Genomic DNA, 25,705 nt, shown 5'->3' with positions numbered 1-25,705 from the left:
CTGTGGTGTGCGGCCTTGCCCGCTGCGCTCCAGCCCCGATATCGCTCCAGCCGCCAGCAGCTCCGCGCCCGCCTGGCAGCTTTGTTTGCGGTCTCTGCAGAGTCCATTCCCCTCTACAGCCCCCCTGGCGAGGCGCCGCGGCTGGAGGCGGGCTGGGGATTTGTGAGCTTGAGCCATAGCGGTGAGCAACTGCTGCTGGCTTGGTCCCCCTCGGCGGTGGGGGTGGACCTGGAGCGCCGCGATCGCGTGCTGCAGGCGGACCTGTTGGCCCAGCGTTTTTTCCCGCCTGAGGAGAACCAGGCGTTGCTGGCGCTGCCGGCGGAGGCGCGTCGCCTGCAGGTGTTGTGCAGTTGGGTGCGCAAGGAGGCGGCGATTAAGTGGATGGCGTCCTCCATCGCGGAGGAGTTGCGCCATTGGTATTGGGATCACACCAAACAGGAGTTAATCCACCTGCAACGGGGCCTCAAGCCCCCCTCGCTTTGCCTGGAGTCCGGCGGCTGGCTCTGCGCGCTGGTGGGGGATGGCGTGGGCGATACCCAGTGGGCTGAGGGCGGCTGAGTTTGTTTTTTTACGCAGCCGATTCTTAAAACAAACCAGAGTTGCCGTGTCGCGTCCCACGGGACTCGCCATACCGGGGATGTCTTCCTCTGCAAACCCATGCGCAAGGCACTCCTTCCCTTGGCTGGCGTTGGTTTCCTGATGGCAGGCCTGTCTGCGCAGGCCATCCCTCAGAACGGCCCCACCACCATCAACTCCGATCAGTCCGGCGTCGGCTTCGGCGCTCCGACCTTCATCCAGCCTTCCGGTCTTCCCACCCAGACCGCCCGGACGGTGAGCAACGGTTTCGTTCGCTCCAACACCCTGCTGCCCCTGGGCGGTAACGAGGTGATCGACAACCCCGTTCCTCGCAACCTCTCCGACCTGTCCGGTTGGTCCAAAGATCAGCTCCAGGCTGGTCTTCAGCAGGAATACTCCGTGGATGTGGCCGCTGTGGCTCGCTTCCTGTATTCCCCCAAGGGTGAGCAGTTCCTGAAAGAGAGCATTCAGGAGAACAACTACACCCCCTTCTACAGCCAGCAGAACAGCCTGCAGGCCGTGCGTAGCGCCATCATTCTCGACTCTGCCGACGGCAAGCTGTCGAGCTACGGGATGATGAAGCAGCTCCCCACCGACCAGCGCCTCCAGGGCTCGATGAAGGTCTGTGATGTCAACAGCATCGAGAACAGCCAGCAGGCCACCTCGCTGCTCAGCTGGTACATGAACACCCCGGCTTGCATCGCGGCTTACACCGCCGAAGCTCCCGAGCCGGTCAAGCAGCCCGTTCGCGGTCTCTGGTGATCCAGCGGATCGGTTGATCCATCCCAAAGCCCCGGCAATGCCGGGGCTTTTTTGTCGTCTTAGTCCGAACGGCGAGCGCTGAGGAGTCGATGCTCCAGCAACTGCGGCAGCGTCCCCTTCAGGCGTTGCTGGAGCTCGGCATTGAGGCGATCGATCTCAGCTGGGCTGAGCGTTTGGCTGAGCTGCTGGCGGTAGGGGGCATCCGCTGCAAACCAACGGGCGAGCAATCCCTCGTTAATCGGTAGTGCCAGCCGTTCCTCCCACGCTCTCCACTCCAGGGTCCAGCCCTGCTGGATCAGGGCGGCCTCGAGCGCGTTGGGCTCGGGTTGGGGCCTGAGGATGGTCTGCTCGATCGCCATCACTCTCTCCAGCAGGACGGCCAACGCATCGGCGGGCGTGCCCGCGTGCTTCAGTCCTCCCGCGGGACCCAGCTGGGGCTGGCTGAAGAGCAGGCGCAGGCGGGCCTTCGGTGCAGCGAGTGCCGTGAAGTCGGCAACTGCAGCCTCGAGTTCCTCGGGGCTGCTGTGTTTGAGCGGATGCCGGCTGGCAATCCATTCGAAGCGTTGGCCGCTTCCCTCGAGTGCGCTGAGGTCTGGGATCAGTTGGGGGCGCTCCAGGCTGTCGAGGACCTCCAGTTGTGTGCCCAGTCGCGTTTGATCGGCGCTGCTGGCGGCGTGGATCACTACACCGCCTTCGGGGCAGCACTGCAGGGGATCGAGGGCCCAGAGCAGGGAGCGGGCCTCGAGCAGGAGTACCCGGTCATGCCGTTGCCAAGGGGCATCAGCCCAGAGCTCCTGGCGGAGGCGATCGAGGCGTTCCCCTTCGCTGCCGGACTGCCGTTGAATCCAGCGCTCGAGCTCGGGGTCATCCGGACCGCTGCTGAGCATCTCGCCCAGCTCCTGCTGATGCTCAACGGCCGCGGCGAGCTGGGCGGCACGTCGCTGCTGCAGCCGTTGGCGGCGCTCCCCTTCCCAACCCAGGGTTCCCGGCTGCCAGAAGACCTGCCCCTGGAGATCGCTGGGTAGGTATTGCTGGGCGACCCAGTGCTCGGCGTAGGCATGGGGGTAGCGGTAGCCGACGCCATCGCCGAAGGCCTTGCCGTCGCGGTTGGCGTCGCGCAGATGGGCCGGCACCGCCTGGCGGTTGCTGGCTTTGACGTTCTTGAGGGCGTCAAAGAAGCCGAGCAGGCTGTTGCTTTTTTCGGTGGAGGCCAGATAGAGCGCCGCCTGGGCCAAGGGATAGAGGCCTTCCGGTAAACCCACCCGCTCGAAGGCCGCGGCGCAGGCCTCAACGACCACGACGGCTTGGGGGTCCGCCAGGCCGATGTCTTCCCCGGCGGAGATCAGCATGCGCCGGAAAATGAAACGGGGGTTCTCCCCGGCTTCGATCATCTTCGCCAGCCAAAAGAGAGCGGCATCGGGGTCGCTGCCGCGCAGGGACTTGATGAAGGCGCTGATGGTGTCGAAGTGGGCGTCCCCTTGTTTGTCGTAGAGAACGGCCCGCTGCTGAATGGATTCTTCGGCGATGGCCAGGGTGATGACGATCTGTCCCTCGCCATCGGGCTCCGTCGTCTCCACCGCCAGCTCCAGCGCATTGAGCAGGCTGCGGGCGTCGCCGCCGGCCACCTCGACGAGATGTGCTGCGGCCTCAGGACTGATCTGGACGGGCCGCTCTCCATAGCCCCGTTCCTGATCGCGCAGGGCCCGCTCGAGCAGTTGATGCAGGTGCCGGTTCTCGAGGGGCTGAAGCCGAAACAGCCGTGAGCGACTGACCAGGGCTTTGTTGACCTCAAAGAACGGGTTTTCGGTGGTGGCTCCGATCAGGGTGACCGTGCCGTTTTCCACCCAGGGCAGCAGAGCATCCTGCTGCGCGCTGTTGAAGCGGTGCACCTCATCGATGAAGAGCAGGCTGCGCAGGCCGTGCTGATCGAGCCGGCGCTTGGCTTCATCGACCTCGTGGCGCAGGTCCTTCACGCCGGCGAGGACGGCATTGAGGCTGCTGAAGTGGGCCCGGGTGGTGGCCGCAATGATCCGGGCCAGGGTGGTTTTGCCGACGCCCGGTGGGCCGTAAAAAATCAGGTTGCCGACGCGGTCGGCGTTGATGGCACGCCGCAGCAATCGACCGGGTCCGAGGATCTCCTCCTGGCCTTGAAAGTCGTCGAGGCTCCTGGGCCTAAGGCGGTCAGCCAGGGGGGCATGGTGCTGGCGCAGCTGCTCACCGTGATGGCTGAAGAGATCGCTCAAGCCGCGCCGAATGAGGTGTCGATCTCCATCATCTGCGGGACAGAACCCTTCAGCATCCCTAGGTTGCGGATTCCTGAGTCACTGTCGTGCGGCGCCTGCTGGCTCCCCTGCCGTTGTTGCTGTTGTTGGTGGGCTGTGGGCCCAAGCAACCCCAGCGCCAACCGACGGCTGTTCAGGTCCAAACGATTGGTTCGGCTGAGTTCAATCCATCGATTGATGTCATCAGTCGCTTGAGCTCGACCACCGATGTCTCGCTCAGGCCCGAGGCCGATGGCCGGGTCGTGAAGATCCTGGTGAAGCAGGGGCAGAAGGTGAAAGCGGGCGAGCCGATTTTGGTGCTCGACAACGTGCAGCAGACCGCGGCACTGGATTCGGCCAAGGCCGAGGCGCGCAAGGACCGCCTTAATGCCGAGCGCTACGTCTTTTTGAATGAACAGGGCGCTGTTTCCACCAAACAGCGGGATGCTTACGTCACCCAGGCGATTCAAAGTGCCGAGCGGGTGCGCTCCGATGCCGCCACTCTGGGATACAAGTACGTCACCTCTCCCATCGATGGAGAGATTGGCGATCTCGACACGGTGAAGCTCGGCGATTACGTCCGCAAGGGGCAGGCGATTACCGGGATTGTTGATAACTCCACCCTCTGGACGTTGATGGATGTCCCTGCGACGGAAGCCTCGCGCGTCGCACTGAATCAGGAGGTTCTTCTGCGCACCCAGGGCAATCCACCGGTGGAGGGGAGCGGCAAGGTGGTCTTTATCTCTCCCTATTTCGGCGTCAGCGGAAATAGCTCTTCGCCCAACACGGTGTTGGTGAAGGCGGCGTTCCCCAACCTCACCGGCAAACTCAAGACGGGCCAGTACGTCTTGAACCGGATCATCACCGGAAGCCAGCAGTCCCTCTCGGTGCCGGTGTCGGCGGTGCTGATGCAAGCCCAGCAGCCTTTCGTTTACCGGATCGTTCGTCTCTCGGAGGCCCTGCCCAAGATCAAAGCCTCCAAGACCGTCCCCGAAAAACAGAAAAAGCGGCTGGCCTCAATGCCTGGCTCGACGCCAATCGTGGTGCAGACGTCGGTTCAACTGGGCGATCTCCAGCACAACCGCTACCCCGTGCGTTCGGGCTTGAAGGCTGGGGATCAGGTGGTGGTCAGCAATACGGCTCTGCTGCGAACGGGTTTGCCCGTGACCATCGCTCCGGCCAGCAAGCCCTAGGGAGCAGCTGCGATGTCGCTCTCAGATCGGTTTATCAAGCGCCCGGTGCTCACCACGGTGTGCAGCATCTTGATTGTGTTGGTGGGACTGATTGCGATTCCCACCCTGCCAATCGAGAACCTTCCCAACATCGCCCCACCGCAGATCCAGGTCACGGCGAACTACAGCGGGGCGAACTCCCTGGTGACGGAGCAGGCGGTCACCAACGTCCTCGAGCAGCAGATCAACGGCGTGCCGGGAGCGGCCTACATCTCCTCGCTGACGACCAACACCGGTGCCAGCACGGTCAATGTCTTCTTTGACGAGGGAACTGACATCAACATTGACCAGGTCAATGTGCAGAACCGGGTGTCCTTGGCGATGCCCCAACTGCCATCACAGGTGAGCAACACGGGGGTCTCGGTGATCCAAACGACCCCCTCGATCCTGTTGGCTTATCAGGTCTCCTCCTCGGAGGGGCAGTTCGATCGCGCCTATCTCAATGGCCTGATCTATGAGCAGCTCTACTACCAGCTAGAGCGCATTCCAGGGGTTGCCCAAGCGACCTTGTTTGGCGGGAGTAACCCGGCCTTTTGGCTGTTCGTCGATCCGAACAAGCTCACGGCCAACCAGCTGACCGCTGATCAGGTGGTGTCGGCTGTTCGCAGTCAGAACTCCGTCGCCATTGGTGGCCTGGTCGGTGGTCCACCGGCGGGGGGGAATCAGCTCTTCACCTATCCGATCTTGGTGGAGAACAATGGCAACTTGGTCTCGGTTGATCAGCTCAACCAGTTGATCGTTGGTCGCTCTCCCCAGGGCAATCTGCTGCGCTTGCAGGACGTGGGAGAAGCCACCTATGGCTTCAACACCTTTGCGACGGAAGGGAGTGATATCAATGGCTACCCGGCGATCACCGTCGGCGTTTATCAGACCCCCGAGAGCAACGCCCTGCAGGTGAGCGAGGCGGTGGTGAACCTGATGGATCAGTTCCGCGCTCAGGTTCCTCCGGGGGTGACTGTGCAGCAGATCTACAACGTCGGGCAGTTCATTGAGTCCGCTGTTGGAGGGGTCACCGACGCCCTGGGCCTAGCGATTGTGTTGGTGCTGGTGATCCTCTTTCTGTTCCTGCAGGACTGGCGCGCCACGGTGGTTCCGAGCCTGGCGATTCCGATCTCCTTGGTGGGCACCTTTGCCTTCATGAAGGCCTTTGGTTTTTCGATCAATCAACTCACCTTGCTGGGCTTGGTCTTGGCCACGGGCCTGGTGGTGGATGACGCCATTGTCGTGATTGAAGCGGTGGCCAAAAACCTTGAGCAGGGAATGAAACCGCGTCAGGCCGCCCTCGAATGCATGGGCGAATTGATCGGAGCCATCATTGCTTCCTCGCTGGTGCTGATGGCGGTGTTTGTGCCGGTGGCATTTTATCCCGGTGGGATCGGCATCATCTACCGCCAGTTCGCCCTGACGATTGCGTTCTCGATCGCAATCTCGACGTTTAACGCTCTGACCTTCTCCCCGATGATGGCGGGGCTGATCTTGAAGACTGAGAAGCCTCCGCGCCCAGAAGGCTGGCGTTGGACCGTGGCTGGTCTGGTGATTGGGCTGGGTTTTGGAAAATTCAGTGCCGCCTCCTTTGGTCCCCTGGCCTATGTCGTGGGGATTGCGGGGTTTGGCTTTGCCGGCAGTCGGCTGGCTCTCATCTTTGATCGCTTCAATGCCTTTTTTGCTCGCTTGGAGCAGGGCTATGGGCGTCTCCTCCACTGGCTGATCGATCGCCGGCGTTGGATCTTGATGGGTTTGGGGGCTGGGATTGTGACCACCGCCATTGCCTTCAATGCCCTACCCACGGCCTTCATCCCTGAGGAGGACCAGGGCTATGGCCTGGGGATCTACCAACTTCAGAACGGAGCGTCCCTCTCTCAGACCCAACAGGTGGGCATGCAGATCGCCGAGGTGCTCAAGCAGGAGAAGAACATCACAGCAGGCAGTGTGATCAGTGGTGCTGGGTTTAACGGCAACAGCCCTGATCAAGGTCTGTTTTTCTTTGGGCTGAAGCCCCTGGATGAGCGCTCAGGCTCCGAAAACAAAGCCCCGGCGATTGTTGATCGCCTGAATGCCAAGTTGTCCCGCTTCAGCAGTGGCCTGGCGGCGGCTTCTCAACCCCCAGCTATCCCAGGGTTTTCGGCGCAAGGGGGCTTTTATTTCCAGTTCAATGACCTCAGTAATGGTGCCTATACCTTCACCCAGTTGGATCAACTGGCAGAGCAACTGGTCAGCCAGGGTCAGGCCAGCGGCGCCTATTCCAACCTCTATACCCAGTTTGTTCCAAGCGCTCCAGCCTTTGGACTGAAGATCGATCGATCGATTCTGGGTGCGCTGAATGTCGACTTTCAGCAGGCCATGCAGACGATCGCCATTTTGGCGGGTGGTAACTACTCCGGTCTCACCTACGAGAGCGGTCAGGTGCGCAACATCTATGTCCAGGCCGAGCCCGCTGGTCGCCAGGGTTTGGAGAACATCCTGAGTTACTACGTGCGCAACCGCGACAACAAGTTGGTGCAGGTCTCGGAGTTCGCCTCGTCTGAACTCTCCAGTGCACCGCCGGTCATCAGCCACTACAACCTCTACCGAACGGTCTTGATTCAGGGTGTTCAGGCCTTGGGTAAGAGTTCTGGTCAGGCGCTCAGTGCGATCCAACAACAATTCAAGGCCCTTGATTTCAACAACATCGGCTATGCCTTTACGGGGATTGCCGCTCTACAGCTCTCAGCCGGCAGCGCCAGCGTGTTGGTCTTTGGCCTGGGGGTGTTGTTTGTCTATCTCGTGCTCTCCGCCCAGTACGAGAGCTACGTCACCCCGGTGATCATCCTGATGACGGTGCCCTTGGCGATGCTCGGCGCCTTGGCCTTCCTCTCCCTGCGCTCGATTGATCTCAATATCTATGCCCAGGTGGGCTTGGTGACCTTGATTGGTTTGGCCGCGAAAAACGGCATCCTGATCGTCGAGGTCGCCGAGCAGCATCTGGAATCGGGGATGTCCTACGGCGAGGCTGCCATTGCCGCAGCTGAGTCGAGGATGCGGCCGATCTTGATGACGGCCATCGCCTCATTGGCGGGATTCTTCCCGTTGGTGGTGGCCACCACGGCGGGAGCCAACAGCCAGCAGTCCCTCGGCACCGTGATCTTTGGTGGCCTATTGGTCGCCACGGTGCTGTCGCTTGGGGTGGTTCCGCCGTTCTATGTCGCCATCAAACACTTGGAGGAGCGCTGGTTTGGCGCTCCAACGGCGCGGGGTTAGGGCTGATCAGGTGATCACGGTCGGGCGGTCCATGCCCGTGCGGGCCTTGATTTCAGCCAGGGCATCGGCTGCAGTGATCAGGTCGGCCAAGGCGGCCTGGGGATCCTGGCTCAGATCACCGCTGCTGGGCACATAGCTCTCGAGGTAGAGCCGCAGGGTGGCGCCTTGGGTGCCGGTTCCAGAGAGGCGGAAGACAACGCGGCTGCCGTCATCCAGCAGGATCCTCAGGCCCTGGCCGCTGGTCAGGGAGCCATCCACCGGATCGCTGTAGCTGAAGTCATCGGCCGTACTGATGCGGCGGCCGGCGAAGTCCTGGCCCACCAGTGAGGGCAGCATGCCCTTGAGGCGGTCATAGAGGCCATGGGCCTTCTCGCTCGCGATCGCTTCGTAGTCATGGCGCGAGTAGTAGTGCCGGCCGAAGCGCTTCCAGTGGGCATCCATGATCTCGGCCACCGAGCAGCGCTTGCTGGCCAGGATTTGCAGCCAGAAGAGAACGGCCCAGAGTCCGTCCTTTTCTCGGATGTGGTTGCTGCCGGTGCCGAAGCTCTCCTCACCGCAGAGGGTGATGCGGTCGGCATCCAGCAGGTTGCCGAAGAACTTCCAGCCGGTGGGTGTCTCGAAGCAGGCGATGCCGAGCTCCTTGGCGACGACGTCCACGGCGGCGCTGGTGGGCATGGAGCGGGCGACGCCCGAGAGCCCTTGGGCATAGCCCGGCGCCAGCGTGGCATTGGCGGTCAGCACCGCCAGGCTGTCGCTGGGGTTTACGAAGCAGCGGTTGCCCAGGATCATGTTCCGGTCGCCATCGCCATCGCAGGCCGCACCAAAGCGATAGGCATCGCTCTCCATCAGGAGCTCGGCTAGATCGTGGGCGTAGGTGAGGTTCGGGTCGGGGTGCCCACCACCGAAATCCTCCAGGGGCTTGCCGTTGCGGACTGTTCCTGCCGGTGCCCCCAGCAGGCCCTCGAGCAGTCGGGTGGCGTAGGGGCCCGTGACGGCGTGCATCGCGTCGAAGGCGATCGGGAAGTCGTCTTGAATCAGCGCCTTGATCTGATCGAAGTCGAACAGCTTCTGCATCAGGGCGATGTAGTCATCAACCCCATCAATCACCTCCAGGCGGAGATCTCCCACCGTCTGCTGGCCGACGGCATCAAGGTCGACCGGCGCGGACTCGAGGATGCGGTAGCCATCCAGGGTCTGGGTGCAGGCGTAGATCGCGTCCGTGAGGGATTCGGGGGCCGGACCGCCATTGGCGCCATTGACCTTGACTCCGAAATCACCGTCGGGACCACCGGGGTTGTGGCTGGCCGAAAGGATGATGCCGGCCGTGGCCTGGTGCTGGCGGATCAGGTTGGAGGCGGCCGGGGTGGAGAGGATTCCGCCGCTGGTGGTGATGATGCGGCCCACACCGTGGGCGGCGGCCATGCGGGTGATCACACCGATGGCTTCACGGTTGCCGAAGCGGCCATCGCCACCGACCACCAGGGTGCCGCCTTGAATCCCGGGAACCGTGCGCAGGATCGCCTCGATGAAGCTCTCGAGGTAGTGGGGCGTTGCGAACTGACGGCTGCTCTTGCGTAGCCCCGACGTGCCTGGTTTTTGATCGGAGAAGGGGGTCTCGAGAGCGATCTGCCGCACGCCGCTGGTCATCGGTGAGAGCCGAGGGGGCACCAAGTTAGACCGATGTTCTTGATTCCAGAGGTGATGCGGCGCAACTAGCTCCCGCCAAAGCCAAAGCCGCTCTTCTTCTGGCTGTCAGGGGCTTGGGGCTGGTTGGCTTCGGGCTTGGCCAACTCCAGGCTGCGGCAGACCAAAAGCAGGCGCTGGGCTGGATCGCTTAAGGCTTCCCGCCGTTGATAGCTGTTGCTTGCGGCGGGTTTGGCTTTCTCAATGATGCTCCAGAGCAGGTCCTTGCAGCTGGCGGGAAGTCGGGGGTGATCCATCAGTGGATCGGCGAGCTCTCGGGACCGTGAACAGCTGGCGGCGCTGTTGTCGCGGGCGCAGCTGATGGTGATCAGCTGCAACTCCTTCAGGCTCTCTTCACTGGGGAAGGGAACGTAGGGGTCAGCCGCCAGCCCCGCTCCGCCGCTCAGAACTGCAGCAGCGGCAAGGGGCAGGGGCAGCAGCTGACGCAGGGACACCATGGGGCCGGGCTCACTGGCATCCATCTTGGATCGAAATCGCGGCGCCTAGCCCAGAACCATCTTTTTGCTGCGCGCGGGATGCAGCAGATCAATCATCAGGGTGTTGATCCATCCGTCCTGCTTGCTCTGCCAGAACAACAGCAGATAGTGCCCTTTGCGTTGGATCCGCATGGCTAGAGCAGCGGGGTCACCCTCAAGTAACGCGGCTCTGCGTGGCAGGGCTCAAAAGCTCTGCTTTGGTTTCAACAGTTGGAAGAGACTGTGTTCCTAGGACTGTTGAAAGCCGGTGTTTATACCGATAGCGCAGCGCAGATCTGCTCCATAACGTGTGTGCATCTCCGATGGGGATGGGGAACTGAAGGCGCTGGGGGGCCAGCGTCTTTTTTATGGCTCAGGACGCTGAAGAGACCGGTTTTTTTACTCATGGTGTTGCTCTGCGAGCACTCCTAGAACAGCAGCAGACACCAACAGAACGCCCCTGTTCGGGCGCTCGGGTGCCAAGGGCGGCCAACAGGCCGCCCTTCTTCATGGCCCCTGGCTAAAAGGGAGGCTCCATTGCCGTGGGAGCGATGCCTCTTCTGCCGCGCTGGCGCTTCATGACCGATGAGGCCAAGGCTTTAACCAAGTGCGTTGCTGTCTCTGCGGTGGCCTTGCTGCTGGCAGCGCTGTTGCTCCGTGCCCTGCTGCCCTGGATGCTGCTGGTCCTGCTCCTCTGGGGGCTTTGGCGCTGGCGGCGGGGCTAGCAGCCTTGGGTCCGCCATCGTTTTGTATCTACCTGTACTAACAGGGGCCAGGCGATCTCTAGGTTTTCCAACGATGAACTTGGGGAACTGACTTGAGGCAGCCAGTCGAGCCCTGGGCTTCAACTCATGTTTGACCCGTTTGGTCTGTCCTGCCTGGATTACTTGATTTGGCTGCGCTCAGGTCAGGAGGCCACGCTTCGCCTCTCCTGCAGTCAATCCACCATTTCCCGTAACGCGAAAGCTGTCGCCGAATCCCTTGGCCTGGATGCCCGCAAGCTCGAGGGGGAGTGGAGCCTGGATGGGGATCTCTCGCTCCTGAATGCCGAGAGGGGGGTGCATCAGCTCGCTCGCTGGCAACGGAAGGATGCCCTGCGCATTGACGGGATCTACGGGGCTGGTGCTCCCTATCTCGAGGTGATCTCTGCTCCTTGGGTCTGCGGTCGATCGGACTTCATGGGGATTCCCTATCCGATGGTGTTGCTCAGCCAGTCGATCTTGGACGTCTGGATCGGTTGCCATCCCGATCTGCCGGAGGAGGACGACAGGTTTGCGGTGATCCCCCTCAGCCGTTACCCCGCCTATTTCTTGGTGGATCATGCGCACCCTCTGCTGGAGTCGTCAGGTGATTTGACCCTGGAGGATTTGCGGGGATTCCCGGTCCTTTCCCTGCCCGATGGTGCGTTCCCGAAGATGCAGCAGCACCTGAAGGGTTTGGGTTTGGCGCGCACTCCAGTGGGAACGACGCGCCATGACCCGCGCCGTTGGGAGGGGCGCACCGAGGATCAACTCACCATCAGCTACGGCAGTCCCCACACCGTGGCCTGTTTTGCTGGGGCCAAGGTTGCCTTGCCTCTCTCCACAGGGCTGACCTTGGGGGATTCCCTGGTGGTGAAGCGCCGTTTCGCGGACAGCGACGCCTTTGTGCAGCTCGTGGCTCAGCTGCGTGCGCGTGCTCAGTCCCTGTCGGCGTCTCGCCCTGAGCTGGTCAGTTGTTGAGCGGCCAATGATTGGACTCGATGAACTGGATTGCCTGGATTACCTGATCTGGTTGCGCACCGGTGATCGGGTGGCCCAACGGCTCAACTTGGATCAAGCCTCGGTGTCCAGAAAGGCGCGGCGTGCCGCGGCGGCCTTTGGCTTGGAGGCCAGAAAAGCCGAGGGCGAATGGGAGCTGGAGGGGGATTGCACGCTGCTCGATTTAGAGCGGCAAGTTCACCAAGATTGCCGCTGGAAAAGGGACCTCCCCCTGCGAATCGACGCGCAATATTATTCCGGCCCGTTATTGCTCGATGCCCCCCCCAAGGGGTGGCTCTGTGGCGCCTTTGATTGTCTTGATGTCACCACTCCTTTGAGTCTGTTGATGCGTGGTGTTCTGGATGTTTGGATTGCCGGCTTTCCTGATGTACCAGGCGACGATGATGATCAATTCGCTGTTATTCATCTCGATCGTTTGCCGACCCATTTGGTGGTCTCCCCCGGTCACCCGCTGACCCGCCTGGGCTCAGCCATCACCCTGGAGGATGTCCGGAAATTTCCCTGCTTGGCGTTGCCCGACGGAGCGTTTCCGAAGTCTCAGGAAGCGTTCGAGGGATTGGGATTGTGGAACTCCCCCTCGTCGGTCCGCCGTTATTCCTATGAGGCCTGGGAAGGCCGAACCGCCGATGAAGTCACGGTCGGCTACGCCCATGCCTTTTCTCTTGGTCTGTACCGCACTCCAAAAGTGATCTTGCCGATTGAGATTCCACTGACGGTTGGCGACAGCGTTGTGGTGCCGCGTCGCTTTGCAAATCATCCGCGATTTCTCACGTTGCTCGAGCACTTGCGCGCGCGCCTGGAGTCGATGCGTTCGGCTTACCCCGAGCTCGAGATCCTGCCGGCCTAAATCCGCTCCACGCCACTGCCGCAGCGCTGGCGGTTGCGTTCGAGTTTGCGCCGCAGTCGTTCTGTGATGCCTAGATCGGCAGTGCGCCAGAGGCGATCCATTTCACGGGTGAAGTGGGCGGCGACCTGCGGGGAGCGGATTACGAGGAGTACCTCGTCGTTTTGATGGGCGGCAGACGGCGACCAGTTGAAGCTGCCAGTGATGACGGTCTTGCCGTCGATGACAGCGAACTTGTGGTGCAGTTTGTCGCCGCGGGCTAGCTGCGGTGTGCCGATGCCTTCGGCTGCCCGCTCGAGCGGTTGATTGTTCGTCTCGATCTTGCAGTCGCGATCAGCCATGGCGACCCCCAGGAGATCAAGGACTTCAGAGAAGGGACGGCTGGCAAAGCCCGGATCCGCAACAAGCCGCAGCCGCACCTGCTGCGCCAGTCGCTCGGCCATTTGGTCGGTGAGTGACTGCGCGGAGAAGACAAACAGGGCTAGATCGATGCTCTCCCGTGCCTCCGCGAGGACGGAAGCGATCAAGGCCAGCCCGTTGTTGGGATCACTGCGGCGATGGGGCGCAAACAGCACCTCCACCTCGCTGCTTCCCACACGGATGCGCTGAGGCGCGTGCTGACCTTTCCTCAGGCCAAAGCGGCTATCGGGTTGCCCGCCGGGCCCGTCTCCCCACATCCGCTCAAAGTCCTCGCGGAAGAGTGCGGCCAAAGCTGGGCTCTCGATCTGCAGCAGGTGGTTGGCGTTCCCGCGGGTTCGGGGCGCGCCCGGGTCCCCATGGAGGCCTGAGGCGGTGAAGTTGGCCGACCCCGTCACCACGGTCTGCCCATCGACCACCAGGTACTTGCTGTGCATCAGGCCGCTGCCCTTGCTGCCATCGGCGGTGTCATCCAGCAGGGGGACGCCCGCGCGCTGCAGGATGGCCACGGCATCGCCCTGCTGCCGCTCGGTCTCCGAGAGTTGTCCGTCGCCGTTTTGGTCTGCTAAGGCGCGCAGCTGCCGGTGGCGTTGCCGCTGATGGGGGCTGAGCTCGGCTTCGTGCTGGCTGCTCCAGGGTTGGCTGTAGAGGTTCTCCAGAGCCACCTTTACCGGGATGCCCCGTCGGTGTTGCTCGACCAGGGCCTGGGCGATGGCCGGGAGGGAGAGCTCCTGAACGGCCATCAGAACCTCGGACTCTGCAGAGCGGATCGCTTCGATCAGTAGCGCCTCGAGGTCCTCACCCGCTCGCCACTGGCGGCTGATCGGGCTGATGTAGCCGCGGTCCTCCCGGTGGTTGAAGGCTGCCCTGATCTGTGGGTGCTGCACCAGGGCTGGCGCCTGCTCGGCGCCGATCAGTTGCCCGGCGCTGCCGCAGCCCTGCAGCAGGCAGGCCAGGGTTAGCAGGCTGCTGAAAGCGGGCCGCTGCAGCATCAACGTCTCAAGAGGGATCTGGAGCCAGTGTTCCCTTGGTGCCTCAGCCGTGCTCGGGCATTTCTGAGGTCAGCAGCATCGAGCCAAACCAGAGGCTGCTGATCAGCACCGCCGCCAGGACCCCGGCGCCAATACCCACCTTGACCATCAGCAGGGGAACGGCGATGGGGAACAGCACGGCTCCCGCCATCGGGGTGAAGGCAACGACGGCTTTCATTGCGGACCTGTGCTCAGAACCACTCGGCCACAGCTTGGTCGCTGGGGTTGCTGTTGTCCTCGGGTGTGCTGCGATCGAAATTCAAGGTGATATTGCGCTTCTGCTCGCCATCGGCCGCAATCGCCTCGATGGCATAGACCTGCTCGCCATCGCGGAAGGGGACCTGAACCCGGAAGGTGCCGTCGCTGGAGAGGGGAACCTCCTCGCCGCCAATGCTCAGGCGGGCGGAGGGATCGGTGGCTCCGTAGACGATCAGCTCAGCATCGGCGACCAACCAGAAGGCGCGCTTGCGTTGACCGACCACGCCACTGCCGGATTCATTGCGGCCGCTGGCCCAGAGGCCGGCACCGGACGCGTTGAGGCCAGAGCCACTGGCGCCCTCGAGTTCATGGAAGGCCTCCGAGCCCCGTCCCATCGTCCGTCCAAAGCTGGTGGCGGTTTGATAGAGGCGCTCGTGCAGACCGTTGTCTGGAGTGGTGGCGGGTTGGCTGGCGATCCCAGCGGCATCCACCTGGCCCAGCGGGGCCTCGAGCGAGAAGGGAACGAACTGATCCAGGATTTGTTCGCTGGGGTGGAGCGCAGGCACCCGCGCGATCGACGAATAGGCCAGGGAGATCCAGCCACCAGCGTTGACCCGGTAGCCAAGTTCGACCCGGTAGTCGCGATCACTGAGCGGCACGGGCAGGTACCACTCGGTGGCGTGGCTATCGACGGGCACTTCCTGCAGGGTGTGCGGGTGCACGCCTCCATCGCTCACCCCAGTGACATCGGCGACCCGCAGGCAGAGCTGGCTGGCTCCATCCTTGAAGGCCTGCTGGCGATCGCTTTCAGAGATTTCCCAGAAGACATAGGCCCACTGGGGATCACGCGGTAGAAAGACGACGCGCGTGCTGTCGATGGTTTTCGGCGGAGGGCTGTGTTCTTGCTCGACGCTGCTGATGTCGGCCTGGCGCTCGCCGATGGCATCGACCAGTTCAGCCTTGGTTTTGCGGCTGTAGAGCGTCACGCCCAGTTCACTGGCCACCTGGCGCAGCTGGCGCAAGGTCATGCGGGCCAATGAGGTCAGGGCTTGGGTCACAGTGCTTCCGATTCCTTTCGGGATCAATGGACTTACTTTCCCCGATCCCTTGTGCAATCGGCAGTCGTGGTCAGGATCCCGTGACTGCCTCCGGTGTGGAAACACAAAAAAAGCGGCGGTTCATCCGCCGCTTTAGAAGTCCTGGCCCGTAGATCAGCGGCCGAGGCTGCGGTAGGGGACTTTCGAGAGGTAATCGATATCGGCACTGCCGCTGGCGTTGGCACCGCGCAGGGCAGGCAGAGTGCGCACCCAGGGCATGTAGTCCTGCGGGAAACCACCGCGGCGCTGCAGGGAGCGCTCGGGCAGCTTGCGGGCGGTGCCGGTGTAAACGATCTGGGGGAACCCGAGGATGCCGCGGTAGTAGGCGTCGTATCGGGGGCTGGTGATGTTGAAGGGGGTCTCGCCCAGGTCACGGCTGCCGACCACGCGGTTGCGGTGGTAGGGAACGGTGTCGTAACCGAAGGCGTTCAGGTACTCCTCACTGTCGAGGATGTCGTCAACCATGCCCTTGACGCCGCGGGTCATCAGCACAGCGGACCAGGCGATCTCTTCAGCCTTGCCGTGGGTTTGGCGACCCAGCAGCTTTTCGACGAGGTGGCGAGCCACCTTGTAGTTGCTGTTCAGCGTGTAGAAGCTGCGGTTGAAGGTGTCCGAGAGGCACAGCGAGCGGATGAAATCGCGCACCGTGATCTGGCCGTTCCGCACCTGGCTTTCCAGGGTGAGGTCACGGTCCACCTTGAAGGCGTGGAAGAAGATTTGGCGGTAAGCCGCTTCGATCACGAAGTTCTGGTCTTCGCGGTCCATGGCCTTGTCCATGGATACGGCTTTCGGATCCTCATCCGAGCCCACACGCAGGCCTTCAACACGCGAGTTCTGCGTGGTGGGCGCGTACTTCAGAAGAGGAAGGGCCACTCGAACTTCGGCATCCGTCGGGGACGATCGTAGAAGTGTGTTCCGGGCTCAACTCCGCCGTCCCTTTCAGGGCTCACAGTCCGTAACGTTCCACACCGATTCGTTTCACCAGCCCAGCAGCGACAAGGCCGGCTCCGCACTGGTGCTTTCGGCGCTTTGGGGCTTGGCGCTGGGTTGCTCACTGCCGCTGACCTCGCAGCGGGTTTCGATGCAGAACGAGGCGTTGTTGGAGAGCCCCTCGACCGTGCTGCTGCGCACGCGGACGTTGGGGCCGGCGAAGGCAAACCGCTCCCAGACGTTCATCGTTTCGTACTCCGTGCTCAGCAGCAGGCCGTCCCGCTCATCCATCGAGAACAGAGAGCTGGCGGGGGCTTTCTCCGCGTAGCCCAGATCCCGCAACAGCAGTCCAGAGCGGCCGCGCTCGTCGGTTGGGATCAGGCCGATCACGCTTTCGCCGGTGTGGTCCTCGCCGGCTTTGTCCCAGGCCATCGAGGCGCTCCAGCGCACCCAGCAGCCCCCCACCAGGCCAGCCGGATCCTGGCCGTGGAGTGCGGCGATCTCGGCCAGGCGCTGGTCCGTGCGCTCCAGTTCCTCCACCACGATCAGCGAGCCTCCGGCTTCGGCGCGGCGGTGCAGCAGGTGATGGACGCTGCGCTGGGAGCGCCAGCGGCCGCAGCTCAGCTGGAAAAAGCTGAGGGCATCCTCAATCGCAAGGGTCACGGCGCTGCAGCAGATGCAGCGATGATCGCAAGCCGTAGTCGTCTCCTGCAGCTGTGCTCAGCGGAGTCCTGGCGGCCTTGGCGGGAGCCCTGTGTTGGACCCTTGCCAGCAGTCTTTGGCGGCGCTTGCCAACGGCCCTCAGCGCCAGCCAGCTCAATCTGCTTAAAAACGCTCTGGCGCTGCTGTTGCTGCTGCCGCTTTTGGGCGCGTCCGGCGTTGGCTTCCTATGGAGCGATCCCTGGGCCTTCTGGCTGCTGGTCGCCAGTGGGGTTCTCGGCATTGCCATTGGCGACAGCCTCTTCTTTGCCGCCCTGCGCCGCATCGGAACCCGGCGCACTCTGACCCTTGATGCGGGCGGTCCCGCGGTGACGGCGCTCTTGGGCATGGCGGCTCTGGCCGAGAGCCCCAGCCTTCTGCAATGGCTGGGGATTGCCCTGATCACAGCGGCCCTGGCTCTGGTGGCAGGCCATGATGCCGGGGCTCCTCGCTCGCGGGCCTGGGGCCTGGGGGTTGCGCTGGCCCTGGGGGCCTTAGCCTTCGGCAGTGGCGGAGCCGTCTTGGCCAGGGCGGCCCTGCGCTCCGGTGCGATCGATCCGCTGCAGGCGGCCGCGCTGCGCCTCTTGGCCGCAACTCTCGTCCTGCTGCCGCTGCTGCCGTCTCTGCTGCAGCGACGTCAGGGGCCGCTCCCGCAGCGGCGGCGTTGGCCCCTGGGGATCCTCGCTACCTTGCTGGGGACCAGCGCCGGGATTGCCCTGCAGCAAACCGCCCTGCAGCAGTTGCCGGGGGCGTTGGCGGTGTCACTCCTGGCGACCGCTCCGGTGATGGCGCTCCCCTTGGCCTCCCTGGAGGGGGACCGCCCCTGCTGGCGAGGGGCCCTGGCGGCCCTGATGGGCCTGGCTGGGGTCAGTTGTGTGGTGGCTTAAGCCGCGCATCGGCCTGCCGTTGTCCCCAGCGCACCAGGTCGGCGATCTCCAGCTGCAGCGCGGGTTTTCCGAGGTCGTTGCCGATGCTGGCCAGCTGGGCTGAGGCCTTGCCCAATTGCTCCACCAGAACCGGAATAAAGGTCGGGTCCACCGCCAGGTTGGGTTGCTGCTCGGCCCAGGCGCTCAGACGGGCCCCCTCCGGTAGGTCTTCCCCTTGGGCGGCCGCCTGTTGCAGGCAGCGCAGGCTATGGGCCAGCAGGCGCAGGTGATGGCGCTCGAAGGCCGGGAGCAGCGTGCTCTCGAGTTCGCTGAGGTCCCCTTCGCTCAGCACGGCGTCAGGCGGAATCCGCAGGCCTGGTTGCCCTCGAGCAGCCAGTGGACCCGATCGACCTTGCAATCGGGGAAGGTCTGTCTGATCAGCTCCAGTTCCTGATCGCAGACGCAGGGGAATTGCTGGGCGATGGACTGAACCGAGCAGTGGAACTCGCTCAGTACCCAGCTGTCCTGGCCTGGTTCGGCGTGGAACTCGGCGACGTAACCCTCTCGCCGCCGCAGCTCCACCAAGCGCTCCAGCCGTTCCAGGACCGTGCCGGCGCCGATGTGTCTGCGGTAGTCCTCGGCCTTGTCGCTGGCCTGCCGCTCGAGCAGCTCCTCGACCATTCCGCTGGGCAGGTTGGCGGTCATCGAGCTCAGGAGGCCCAGGGCGAAATGTTCGCTGCCGTTGGGGAAGTGTCCGCGTCCATGGCTAGTCAGGCGCCAGCGGTTGCTGGGCCGACCTTGGCCCTCGCTGGCGGGACTGGCTTCCACCAAACCCTCGTCTTCTAAGGAGCGCAGATGGCGCCGCATGACTTGGACCGACACCTGAAGCGCCTCGGCGAGCTGGGCAGCCGTGAGCTCCCCCTGCCGCAACATCAGGCTGAGAGCGGCTTCGCGTGTCGGTGACTGGGCGGAGACGCTCATGTTGGAAAGCGATCTTCCACACCATGCCACGGCTAAACGGGCGCTGACGAGTGAGCCGAGAAGGCCCTCCCCCCGATTGGCACCGGCAACGCGCAACAATGACCACTCACTGCTGACGGTTCAGGCCTCTATCGTTCACTTACGAAACCCTTGTGTTTCGTAAGTTGTTGATGGACGAGCTGTCAGCCCCGCTGGGCGCCAGTCCTCGCCCGGCACGTCCGTTCCAGCTTTGTCTCTGCGCTCATGTCTGCAGCCCCCTCCCCGTCAGCCAGCGACAGCCTTGAGGTGATCCGCAAGTTTGCGGAGACCTACGCCCAGCGCACGGGGACCTATTTCTGCAGCGATCCCAGCGTGACGGCTGTCGTGCTCGAGGGTCTGGCCCGTCACAAGGACGAGCTGGGCGGCGCTCTGTGCCCCTGCCGCCACTACGAAGACAAGGAGGCCGAGGTGGCGCAGGCCTTCTGGAACTGCCCTTGCGTGCCGATGCGTGAGCGCAAGGAATGCCACTGCATGCTGTTTTTGACCGAGGACAATCCCTTCCGCGGTGAGAACCAGACCATCTCGATGGAAGACGTCAAAGCCCATACGGGCGGTTGAGGCTCACCCATGAGTAACGCTCAGGCCGTTGGTGATTTAGTCAGCCAGCCGTACAAGTACGGCTTCGTCACTGACATCGAAACCGAGAAGATCGCCAAGGGCCTCAGCGAGGACGTGGTGCGTCTGATTTCCAGCAAGAAGGACGAGCCGTCTTTCCTGTTGGACTTCCGCCTGCGGGCCTATCGCCAGTGGCTCCAGATGGAGGAACCGGACTGGGCCGCTTTGGGCTACCCGCCCATCGACTACCAAGACGTCGTTTATTACGCCGCCCCCAAGCAGCAAGAGAAGAAGACCAGCCTCGATGAGGTGGATCCGAAGCTGCTGGAAACCTTTGACAAGCTTGGAATCCCCCTAAGCGAGCAAAAACGGCTGTCCAACGTCGCTGTTGACGCCGTCTTCGACAGTGTCTCGATCGCCACGACCTACAAGGAAAAGCTGGCTGAGCACGGTGTCGTCTTCTGCTCGATCAGCGAGGCCGTCAAGGAATACCCCGAGCTCATCGAGCGCTATCTGGGGACGGTGGTCCCGAGCAACGACAACTATTTCGCGGCGCTGAATTCAGCTGTCTTCAGTGACGGCTCCTTCGTCTTCATTCCCAAGGGCGTCGAATGCCCGATGGAGCTGTCGACCTATTTCCGGATTAACTCGGGAGACACCGGGCAGTTCGAGCGCACCTTGATCGTTGCGGAAGAGGGTGCCTCCGTGAGCTACCTCGAGGGTTGCACCGCCCCGATGTTCGACACCAACCAACTGCATGCGGCAGTGGTGGAACTGGTGGTGCTTGATGACGCCTCGATCAAGTACTCGACCGTTCAGAACTGGTACGCCGGTGATGAGAACGGTGTGGGCGGCATCTACAACTTCGTGACCAAGCGCGGTCAGTGCCGTGGTGCCCGCAGCAAGATCAGCTGGACCCAGGTGGAAACCGGTTCAGCGATCACCTGGAAGTACCCCAGTTGCGTGCTCCAGGGCGCCGATTCGGTGGGCGAGTTCTACTCGGTGGCCCTGACCAACAACATGCAGCAGGCCGACACCGGCACAAAGATGATCCACGTGGGCCCGCGCACCCGCTCGACGATCGTCAGCAAGGGCATCAGCGCTGGGCGCTCGTCCAACAGCTACCGCGGTCTGGTCCAGATCGGACCGAAAGCCACCGGCGCCAAGAACTACAGCCAGTGCGACTCGATGTTGATTGGCGATCAAGCCGCCGCCAACACCTATCCCTATATCCGCTCCCAGCAGCCCCAGGCCGCTGTTGAGCACGAGGCCAGCACCTGCCGTATCTCAGAAGATCAGCTCTTCTATCTGCAGAGCCGCGGCATCGGTTTTGAAGAGGCCGTCTCGATGATGGTCAGCGGCTTCTGCCGCGATGTCTTCAACCAGCTGCCGATGGAGTTCGCCGCCGAGGCGGACAAGTTGCTGGCCCTGAAGCTTGAGGGCTCAGTCGGTTAAGCCCACCGCTGACCCCGGCCCGATGCGGGCCTTTTGTTTCCCTTTCGTCTCCCTTCCCCGTGATTCGCCCTGACGCTCCAGTGCTGCTTGAGATCCGGGATCTCCACGCTCGAGTCGAGGACAAGGAGATCCTCAAGGGCGTCAACCTGACCATCCGTGCCGGCGAGATCCATGCGGTGATGGGCCGCAATGGCAGCGGTAAGAGCACCCTCTCCAAGGTCCTGGCTGGTCATCCCGCCTACACCGTCACCGGCGGCAGCGTGACCTACCGCGGCGAGAACCTGCTGGAACTGGATCCCGAGCAACGGGCCCGCACGGGTGTGTTCCTGGGCTTCCAGTACCCGGTGGAAATTCCGGGGGTGAGCAACCTGGAGTTCCTGCGGGTGGCCACCAACGCGCGCCGCGCCCAGAAGGGTGAGGAGGAGCTCGACACCTTCGCGTTTGAAGACCTCGTTCGCGAGCGGCTGCAGGTGGTCCAGATGGATCCCGCCTTCCTTGATCGCTCGGTGAACGAAGGCTTCAGCGGCGGCGAGAAAAAGCGCAACGAGATCCTCCAGATGGCCCTGCTGGATCCCCTGGTGGCGATCCTCGATGAGACCGATTCCGGCCTGGACATCGACGCCCTGCGGATCGTGGCTGGCGGCGTCAATCAGTTGGCGAGTCCCGACAACGCGACCCTGCTGATCACCCACTACCAGCGCTTGCTCGACGCCATCACCCCGGACTATGTCCACGTGATGGCGGCCGGGCGGATGCTGCGCACCGGCGGCAAAGAACTGGCCCTGGAGCTTGAAGAGCGCGGCTACGACTGGGTGGACCAGGAACTGGCCGCCTTGGCCGCCGCGGAGGTGGCCTGATGACCGCCAGCCTCAGCGCCCCCACCCAACGGGCAGCTTGGCTGGAGCAATGGCTCTCCCAGCTCCCTGCCGCCTCGGGTGCCCTGGCGGCTGTGCAGCAGCGCGGTCGCGCTGCCCTGGCCCAGCAGGGCGTTCCCTCCTCGCGCAGTGAGGATTGGCGCTTCACTGACCTGAGCCTGCTGCAGGCGCTTCCCTTGGCGGCGGCTCAGCCTGCCCAGCCCACTCTCGAGGCCGGCGGGTCCGTGCTGCGCTTGCAGCTCGATGGCCAAAGCGATCCCCTGGCGGGGGTGACCCTGCCCGCAGGGCTTGAGGTCCTCAGCGAGGCGGAACTGGCCCAAGGGTTGGGCCACACCCTGGCGGCCACGGGCTGTCAGCAGCACTGGCCGGTGGAACTCAATCAGGCCAGCGCCACGCAGGTCCTGGCCCTTCGGGTCAAGAGCCGAGCCTCGGCGGCCCTGGAGCTGGTCAGCGCTAGCGCCGGGGGCATGCTTCCCCTGCGGATCCTGCTGGTGCTGGAGGAGAAAGCCCAGCTGGATCTCTCTCAGCTGATCGAGGCCCGGGCCGCGGGTCTGGTCAGCCTGGTGATCGAGGCCCACCTGGCCCGCAGCGCCCAGCTGCGCCATGGCCTGGTGGCCTTTGGCCAAAGCGATGCCGCCCTGTTCAGTCACATCGCCGTTGAGCAAGAGCCGGAAAGCCAGGCTGCCCTCAGCAACGTCGCTGCGGGTTGGGGACTAGCCCGGCACGAGCCGCGGTTGGTGCAGGTCCAGGGTCAGGCCCACTCGCTCCTGCGCGGTCTGCAGTTGGTGGGCGGTCAGCAGATCGCTGACACCCACAGCTTTGTCCAGTTCTCTGGCCCCGAAGGGGAGCTCGATCAGGTCCACAAGGCGGTGGCCGCCGGCCAGGGCCGCAGCGTCTTTAACGGCGCTGTGCGTGTGCCCCGGGAAGCCCAGCAGACCAACGCGGCGCAGTTGAGCCGCAACCTGCTGCTCTCGGATCGGGCCCGGATCGATACCAAACCCGAGCTTGAGATCGTCGCCGATGACGTCAAGTGCGCCCATGGCGCCACGGTCAGCAGCCTGCAAACCGATGAGCTCTTCTATCTCCAGAGCCGCGGTATTGGCGCGGAGCAGGCCGCCGGCCTGCTGAAGCGCGCCTTCTGCGAAGAGGTCCTGCGCGCCCTGCCGGAGCCCGCGCGCCAGTGGTGCCCCCTGGAACAGCTGGAGCTGGAATCGGCATGAGCAGCTCCTCCAGCCTGATGAGCGTTCCTGCTGTTGATTTGGCCGCCCAGACGCGGCAGGACTTCCCCCTGCTGGCCCAGACGGCCTGCTTGGGGCAGCCGTTGATCTATCTCGATCACGCCGCCACCAGCCAGAAGCCCCATCAGGTCCTGGATGCCCTGCGGCACTACTACGACCACGACAACGCCAACGTTCACCGGGGCGCACACCAGCTCAGCGCCCGCGCCACCGAGGGCTTTGAGGGGGCTCGGGCCAAGGCTGCGGCCTTCATCGGCGCCTCCAGTCCCAACGAAATCGTCTTCACCCGCAACGCCAGTGAGGCGATCAACCTGGTGGCCCGCAGTTGGGGTGAAGCCAACCTGCGCCCGGGCGATGAGGTGCTGCTGACGGTGATGGAGCACCACAGCAACCTGGTGCCCTGGCAACTGCTGGCGGATCGCACCGGCTGCGTGCTGCGCCATGCCGGCCTGAGCGAGAGCGGTGAGCTCGACCTAGAGGACCTGCGCAGCAAGATCACCGACCGCACGCGGCTGGTGAGCCTGGTGCAGGTCAGCAACACCCTGGGCTGCCTCAATCCGATCAGCCAGGTGGCGGCCCTGGCCCATGCCGCCGGTGCCCTGGTGCTGGTGGATGCCTGCCAGAGCCTTCCCCACCTGCCGGTCAACGTCAAGGAGCTGGACGCCGACTTTTTGGTGGGCAGCTCCCACAAGCTCTGCGGTCCCACGGGGATGGGATTCCTCTGGGGCAGGGAGGCCCTGCTGGAGGCCATGCCTCCTTTCCTCGGCGGCGGCGAGATGATCCAGGACGTCTACCTGGACCACAGCAGCTGGGCTGGGCTACCCCACAAATTTGAGGCCGGCACCCCCGCCATCGGTGAGGCGATCGGTATGGGCGCGGCCCTGGACTACCTCCAGGCCCTGGGTCTCGATCGCATCCATGCCTGGGAGCAGCAGCTCACGGCCCATCTGTTTGGGCGTCTGCAGGCCATCGATGGCCTGACGGTTCTTGGCCCCACGCCGGAGCAGCAGCCGGATCGGGCGGCCCTGGCGGCCTTCCATGTCGAGGGTGTCCACGCCAACGACATCGCTGCCCTGCTGGACTCCGCTGGCATCTGCATCCGCAGCGGCCACCACTGCACCCAGCCCCTGCATCGCCACTACGGCCTTAGTGCCTCAGCCCGGGCCAGCCTGAGCTTCACCACGACGATCGAGGAGATCGATCGCTTCGCGGAGGAACTGCAGGGAACCATCAGCTTCCTGCGCGAGCACAGCTAGGCGGGGCTGAGCACTGCCATGGCCTCGGCCGCGTGGTGTCCCTCCCAGGTCCACTGCCAGCTCCAGCCCGCCTCCTGGGCGATCCCTTCAATGACGCCGCGCTCGGCGGGGTAATCAAAGCGCTGGATGTGGGCGAGCACCGCCTGGCGTTGGTCGGGGCGAAGGGCGTTCCAGCCCTCCACCCGCCCCCCGTAGCGGGCCAGATAGGCCTCTCGGCTTTCCCCGGCTTCGCGGAAGACATCAACCCAGATCAAGCGGCCGCCTGGGGTGATGCGTCTGCGGCATCCCCTGAGCCAGTTGGCCTTGTCCTGGTCCTGCTGGAGGTGATGCACCGCATAGCTGCTGTGGATTACCTCTACCGCCTCGGCCTGCGGCGCGTTGGCCCAGCTCAGCAGATCCTCCGCCATCCAGGAGCGGGGGAAGGGGGCCTGGCTTAAGGCGGCTTGCGCCAGGGGCAGCACCTCGGCGCAGAGGTCCAGCCCCGTGTAGTGCCCCAGGGGCAACGTCAGCAGCAGCGGTGCCAGCAAGCCAAGATCGCCGCAGCCCAAATCCACCAGGCTGGGGGCCTTGGCCGTTGCACAGACCTGCCGCAGCACCTGCCCGCAGGCCAGGCTCATGGCCTGGTGCTCCATCAGGTCGTGATCCAACACAGCCCGGTAGGTGGCCCACTGCCGCTGAAACAGGTCCATGACGCCGCCATCCCCCAGCGCCCCAACCCTATTTCTGGCGGTCCTGGGTGGACGCACCGCCAGCAGCCTGATCGAGTTGCATGACGTCCGCTTTGTCGCGGGCCACTGCATCGAGGACACGATCCCGGAGCTCAAGCGGCAGTGGTTCGGGAGGCGTGAGGGTCTGCACCTGGATGCCTACATGGCGGTGCGGGCGATCGATGGCTGGGCAGTGAGCCTCGGGCGCGAGCCCGCCGCGCCCCGGCCCGAGCGGCTCTGGTTCGTCAACCTGGGCGCCTACCGCCCGGACTCCCTGGCGGAATTGCACCAGTTCGGCCTGGTGGTGGCCCGCAGCTCCCAGGCGGCCAAGGCCGCGGCGAAACGCCAGTGGCTCCACGGCGCGCTGCAGCAGCACAAGGACGACCTCTGCGCTGTGGACGACTGCCTGGCCCTCGAGCAGCTGGAGTTGCTCGGTGGTGAGCGTTGGCATGTCCAGCTCTCCCCCGATCCCGAGGGGACCAGCCAGCTCCAGGTGCCCGATTGGCAGGGCTATCGCCCGATCTGAGCGG

At 63.7% G+C, this 25,705-nt stretch carries 26 protein-coding genes; 14 read left to right on the top strand and 12 right to left on the bottom strand.

Annotated features, from left to right (window positions below):
• Window positions 1-15: 15 nt before the first annotated feature.
• Together LY254_RS05790 and LY254_RS05785 are read left to right on the top strand one after the other, a co-directional pair.
• The gene (locus tag LY254_RS05790; RefSeq protein ID WP_247479553.1) at window positions 16-558 is read left to right on the top strand and encodes a 4'-phosphopantetheinyl transferase superfamily protein; all 543 of its coding nucleotides are present in this window, start codon (window positions 16-18) and stop codon (window positions 556-558) included.
• A 99-nt stretch (window positions 559-657) separates the two neighbouring features.
• Window positions 658-1,338: an alpha/beta hydrolase gene (locus LY254_RS05785; protein ID WP_247479551.1), complete on the top strand. Its 681-nt coding sequence runs from the start codon at window positions 658-660 to the stop codon at window positions 1,336-1,338.
• Between the two features lie 59 nt (window positions 1,339-1,397).
• Here the strand turns inward: LY254_RS05785 and LY254_RS05780 are convergent, their stop codons facing one another.
• Window positions 1,398-3,581: an AAA family ATPase gene (locus LY254_RS05780; protein WP_247479550.1), complete on the bottom strand. Its 2,184-nt coding sequence runs from the start codon at window positions 3,579-3,581 to the stop codon at window positions 1,398-1,400.
• A gap of 86 nt (window positions 3,582-3,667) precedes the next feature.
• On the opposite strand from LY254_RS05780, the gene LY254_RS05775 reads away from it, so the two are divergent.
• A complete protein-coding gene (locus LY254_RS05775; RefSeq protein ID WP_247479548.1) occupies window positions 3,668-4,792 on the top strand; it encodes an efflux RND transporter periplasmic adaptor subunit in 1,125 nt (374 codons plus the stop codon).
• A gap of 12 nt (window positions 4,793-4,804) precedes the next feature.
• Window positions 4,805-8,068 carry an efflux RND transporter permease subunit gene (locus LY254_RS05770; protein ID WP_247479546.1) on the top strand — a complete coding sequence of 1,088 codons (3,264 nt, stop codon included), beginning with the start codon at window positions 4,805-4,807 and terminating at the stop codon, window positions 8,066-8,068.
• Window positions 8,069-8,074: 6 nt separating this feature from the next.
• Here LY254_RS05770 and LY254_RS05765 read toward each other — a convergent pair whose 3' ends face one another.
• The 3 genes from LY254_RS05765 to LY254_RS12970 all read right to left on the bottom strand — a co-directional run bounded on the left by LY254_RS05765 (window position 8,075) and on the right by LY254_RS12970 (window position 10,380).
• The gene (locus LY254_RS05765) at window positions 8,075-9,715 is read right to left on the bottom strand and encodes an alpha-D-glucose phosphate-specific phosphoglucomutase (protein ID WP_247479544.1); all 1,641 of its coding nucleotides are present in this window, start codon (window positions 9,713-9,715) and stop codon (window positions 8,075-8,077) included.
• A gap of 65 nt (window positions 9,716-9,780) precedes the next feature.
• Window positions 9,781-10,209 carry a hypothetical protein gene (locus LY254_RS05760; protein ID WP_247479543.1) on the bottom strand — a complete coding sequence of 143 codons (429 nt, stop codon included), beginning with the start codon at window positions 10,207-10,209 and terminating at the stop codon, window positions 9,781-9,783.
• A gap of 45 nt (window positions 10,210-10,254) precedes the next feature.
• Window positions 10,255-10,380, bottom strand: a complete 126-nt coding sequence (locus LY254_RS12970; RefSeq protein ID WP_256463396.1) for a hypothetical protein — start codon at window positions 10,378-10,380, stop codon at window positions 10,255-10,257.
• Window positions 10,381-10,778: 398 nt separating this feature from the next.
• Between LY254_RS12970 and LY254_RS05755 the strand changes: the two genes are divergently transcribed.
• From LY254_RS05755 to LY254_RS05745, 3 genes are all read left to right on the top strand, one after another.
• Window positions 10,779-10,952: a hypothetical protein gene (locus tag LY254_RS05755; RefSeq protein WP_247479540.1), complete on the top strand. Its 174-nt coding sequence runs from the start codon at window positions 10,779-10,781 to the stop codon at window positions 10,950-10,952.
• Between the two features lie 126 nt (window positions 10,953-11,078).
• Window positions 11,079-11,948 carry a hypothetical protein gene (locus LY254_RS05750; RefSeq protein WP_247479538.1) on the top strand — a complete coding sequence of 290 codons (870 nt, stop codon included), beginning with the start codon at window positions 11,079-11,081 and terminating at the stop codon, window positions 11,946-11,948.
• A 70-nt stretch (window positions 11,949-12,018) separates the two neighbouring features.
• Window positions 12,019-12,834 carry a LysR substrate-binding domain-containing protein gene (locus tag LY254_RS05745; protein WP_247479536.1) on the top strand — a complete coding sequence of 272 codons (816 nt, stop codon included), beginning with the start codon at window positions 12,019-12,021 and terminating at the stop codon, window positions 12,832-12,834.
• Here the strand turns inward: LY254_RS05745 and LY254_RS05740 are convergent.
• From LY254_RS05740 to LY254_RS05720, 5 genes are all read right to left on the bottom strand, one after another.
• Window positions 12,831-14,240 carry a phosphatidylserine/phosphatidylglycerophosphate/cardiolipin synthase family protein gene (locus tag LY254_RS05740; RefSeq protein ID WP_247479533.1) on the bottom strand — a complete coding sequence of 470 codons (1,410 nt, stop codon included), beginning with the start codon at window positions 14,238-14,240 and terminating at the stop codon, window positions 12,831-12,833. The genes LY254_RS05745 and LY254_RS05740 overlap by 4 nt on opposite strands.
• Before the next feature lie 43 nt (window positions 14,241-14,283).
• A complete protein-coding gene (locus LY254_RS05735; protein WP_247479531.1) occupies window positions 14,284-14,457 on the bottom strand; it encodes a hypothetical protein in 174 nt (57 codons plus the stop codon).
• Between the two features lie 13 nt (window positions 14,458-14,470).
• Window positions 14,471-15,535, bottom strand: coding sequence for a DUF4912 domain-containing protein (locus tag LY254_RS05730; protein ID WP_247479528.1), 1,065 nt, complete (start codon window positions 15,533-15,535; stop codon window positions 14,471-14,473).
• A gap of 153 nt (window positions 15,536-15,688) precedes the next feature.
• Entirely contained in the window at window positions 15,689-16,447 is a 759-nt protein-coding gene (locus tag LY254_RS05725) for a phycobilisome rod-core linker polypeptide (RefSeq protein ID WP_247479526.1), read from the bottom strand.
• A 105-nt stretch (window positions 16,448-16,552) separates the two neighbouring features.
• Window positions 16,553-17,167, bottom strand: coding sequence for a phycobiliprotein lyase (locus LY254_RS05720; protein ID WP_247479525.1), 615 nt, complete (start codon window positions 17,165-17,167; stop codon window positions 16,553-16,555).
• A gap of 53 nt (window positions 17,168-17,220) precedes the next feature.
• On the opposite strand from LY254_RS05720, the gene LY254_RS05715 reads away from it, so the two are divergent.
• Entirely contained in the window at window positions 17,221-18,090 is an 870-nt protein-coding gene (locus LY254_RS05715; protein ID WP_247479523.1) for a DMT family transporter, read from the top strand.
• Here LY254_RS05715 and LY254_RS05710 read toward each other — a convergent pair.
• Both LY254_RS05710 and sufR read right to left on the bottom strand, forming a co-directional pair.
• Window positions 18,071-18,421: a hypothetical protein gene (locus tag LY254_RS05710; RefSeq protein ID WP_247479521.1), complete on the bottom strand. Its 351-nt coding sequence runs from the start codon at window positions 18,419-18,421 to the stop codon at window positions 18,071-18,073. The two genes, LY254_RS05715 and LY254_RS05710, sit on opposite strands and share 20 nt — an antisense overlap.
• On the bottom strand, window positions 18,415-19,050 hold the full coding sequence (gene sufR, locus LY254_RS05705; RefSeq protein WP_247479519.1) for an iron-sulfur cluster biosynthesis transcriptional regulator SufR: 636 nt from the start codon (window positions 19,048-19,050) through the stop codon (window positions 18,415-18,417). Before sufR ends, LY254_RS05710 begins: the two co-directional genes overlap by 7 nt.
• A gap of 243 nt (window positions 19,051-19,293) precedes the next feature.
• On the opposite strand from sufR, the gene LY254_RS05700 reads away from it, so the two are divergent.
• From LY254_RS05700 to LY254_RS05680, 5 genes are read left to right on the top strand one after another with little or no spacing between them, the layout of a single operon-like run.
• On the top strand, window positions 19,294-19,647 hold the full coding sequence (locus tag LY254_RS05700) for a ferredoxin-thioredoxin reductase catalytic domain-containing protein (protein ID WP_010313046.1): 354 nt from the start codon (window positions 19,294-19,296) through the stop codon (window positions 19,645-19,647).
• A gap of 9 nt (window positions 19,648-19,656) precedes the next feature.
• Complete coding sequence (gene sufB, locus LY254_RS05695; RefSeq protein ID WP_010313045.1) at window positions 19,657-21,099, top strand: Fe-S cluster assembly protein SufB; 1,443 nt, start codon at window positions 19,657-19,659, stop codon at window positions 21,097-21,099.
• A 59-nt stretch (window positions 21,100-21,158) separates the two neighbouring features.
• Window positions 21,159-21,956: a Fe-S cluster assembly ATPase SufC gene (gene sufC, locus LY254_RS05690; RefSeq protein ID WP_029625992.1), complete on the top strand. Its 798-nt coding sequence runs from the start codon at window positions 21,159-21,161 to the stop codon at window positions 21,954-21,956.
• Complete coding sequence (gene sufD / locus LY254_RS05685) at window positions 21,956-23,194, top strand: Fe-S cluster assembly protein SufD (protein WP_247479518.1); 1,239 nt, start codon at window positions 21,956-21,958, stop codon at window positions 23,192-23,194. Before sufC ends, sufD begins: the two co-directional genes overlap by 1 nt.
• A complete protein-coding gene (locus LY254_RS05680) occupies window positions 23,191-24,468 on the top strand; it encodes a SufS family cysteine desulfurase (RefSeq protein WP_247479516.1) in 1,278 nt (425 codons plus the stop codon). The genes sufD and LY254_RS05680 overlap by 4 nt, the downstream gene beginning before the upstream one ends.
• Here the strand turns inward: LY254_RS05680 and LY254_RS05675 are convergent.
• Window positions 24,465-25,157 carry a trans-aconitate 2-methyltransferase gene (locus tag LY254_RS05675; protein ID WP_247479514.1) on the bottom strand — a complete coding sequence of 231 codons (693 nt, stop codon included), beginning with the start codon at window positions 25,155-25,157 and terminating at the stop codon, window positions 24,465-24,467. The two genes, LY254_RS05680 and LY254_RS05675, sit on opposite strands and share 4 nt — an antisense overlap.
• Between LY254_RS05675 and LY254_RS05670 the strand changes: the two genes are divergently transcribed.
• Entirely contained in the window at window positions 25,156-25,701 is a 546-nt protein-coding gene (locus LY254_RS05670; protein WP_247479512.1) for a DUF1543 domain-containing protein, read from the top strand. The two genes, LY254_RS05675 and LY254_RS05670, sit on opposite strands and share 2 nt — an antisense overlap.
• Window positions 25,702-25,705 lie beyond the last annotated feature (4 nt).

This window comes from Synechococcus sp. NB0720_010, from assembly GCF_023078835.1.
Taxonomy (GTDB): Bacteria; Cyanobacteriota; Cyanobacteriia; order PCC-6307; family Cyanobiaceae; genus Vulcanococcus.
This window is presented reverse-complemented; position numbering and strand designations above follow the sequence as displayed.

What these genes read in the sequence shown, in the direction of transcription:
- LY254_RS05785 (WP_247479551.1), top strand. Translation starts at nt 658, where the DNA reads ATGCGCAAGGCACTCCTTCCCTTGGCTGGCGTTGGTTTCCTGATGGCA.
- LY254_RS05770 (WP_247479546.1), top strand. Translation starts at nt 4,805, where the DNA reads ATGTCGCTCTCAGATCGGTTTATCAAGCGCCCGGTGCTCACCACGGTG.
- LY254_RS05765 (WP_247479544.1), bottom strand. Translation starts at nt 9,715, where the DNA reads ATGACCAGCGGCGTGCGGCAGATCGCTCTCGAGACCCCCTTCTCCGAT.
- LY254_RS05760 (WP_247479543.1), bottom strand. Translation starts at nt 10,209, where the DNA reads ATGGTGTCCCTGCGTCAGCTGCTGCCCCTGCCCCTTGCCGCTGCTGCA.
- LY254_RS12970 (WP_256463396.1), bottom strand. Translation starts at nt 10,380, where the DNA reads ATGCGGATCCAACGCAAAGGGCACTATCTGCTGTTGTTCTGGCAGAGC.
- LY254_RS05755 (WP_247479540.1), top strand. Translation starts at nt 10,779, where the DNA reads ATGCCTCTTCTGCCGCGCTGGCGCTTCATGACCGATGAGGCCAAGGCT.
- LY254_RS05750 (WP_247479538.1), top strand. Translation starts at nt 11,079, where the DNA reads ATGTTTGACCCGTTTGGTCTGTCCTGCCTGGATTACTTGATTTGGCTG.
- LY254_RS05740 (WP_247479533.1), bottom strand. Translation starts at nt 14,240, where the DNA reads ATGCTGCAGCGGCCCGCTTTCAGCAGCCTGCTAACCCTGGCCTGCCTG.
- LY254_RS05735 (WP_247479531.1), bottom strand. Translation starts at nt 14,457, where the DNA reads ATGAAAGCCGTCGTTGCCTTCACCCCGATGGCGGGAGCCGTGCTGTTC.
- sufR (WP_247479519.1), bottom strand. Translation starts at nt 19,050, where the DNA reads ATGAGCGTCTCCGCCCAGTCACCGACACGCGAAGCCGCTCTCAGCCTG.
- LY254_RS05700 (WP_010313046.1), top strand. Translation starts at nt 19,294, where the DNA reads ATGTCTGCAGCCCCCTCCCCGTCAGCCAGCGACAGCCTTGAGGTGATC.
- sufB (WP_010313045.1), top strand. Translation starts at nt 19,657, where the DNA reads ATGAGTAACGCTCAGGCCGTTGGTGATTTAGTCAGCCAGCCGTACAAG.
- sufD (WP_247479518.1), top strand. Translation starts at nt 21,956, where the DNA reads ATGACCGCCAGCCTCAGCGCCCCCACCCAACGGGCAGCTTGGCTGGAG.
- LY254_RS05680 (WP_247479516.1), top strand. Translation starts at nt 23,191, where the DNA reads ATGAGCAGCTCCTCCAGCCTGATGAGCGTTCCTGCTGTTGATTTGGCC.
- LY254_RS05670 (WP_247479512.1), top strand. Translation starts at nt 25,156, where the DNA reads ATGACGCCGCCATCCCCCAGCGCCCCAACCCTATTTCTGGCGGTCCTG.
- LY254_RS05675 (WP_247479514.1), bottom strand. Translation starts at nt 25,157, where the DNA reads ATGGACCTGTTTCAGCGGCAGTGGGCCACCTACCGGGCTGTGTTGGAT.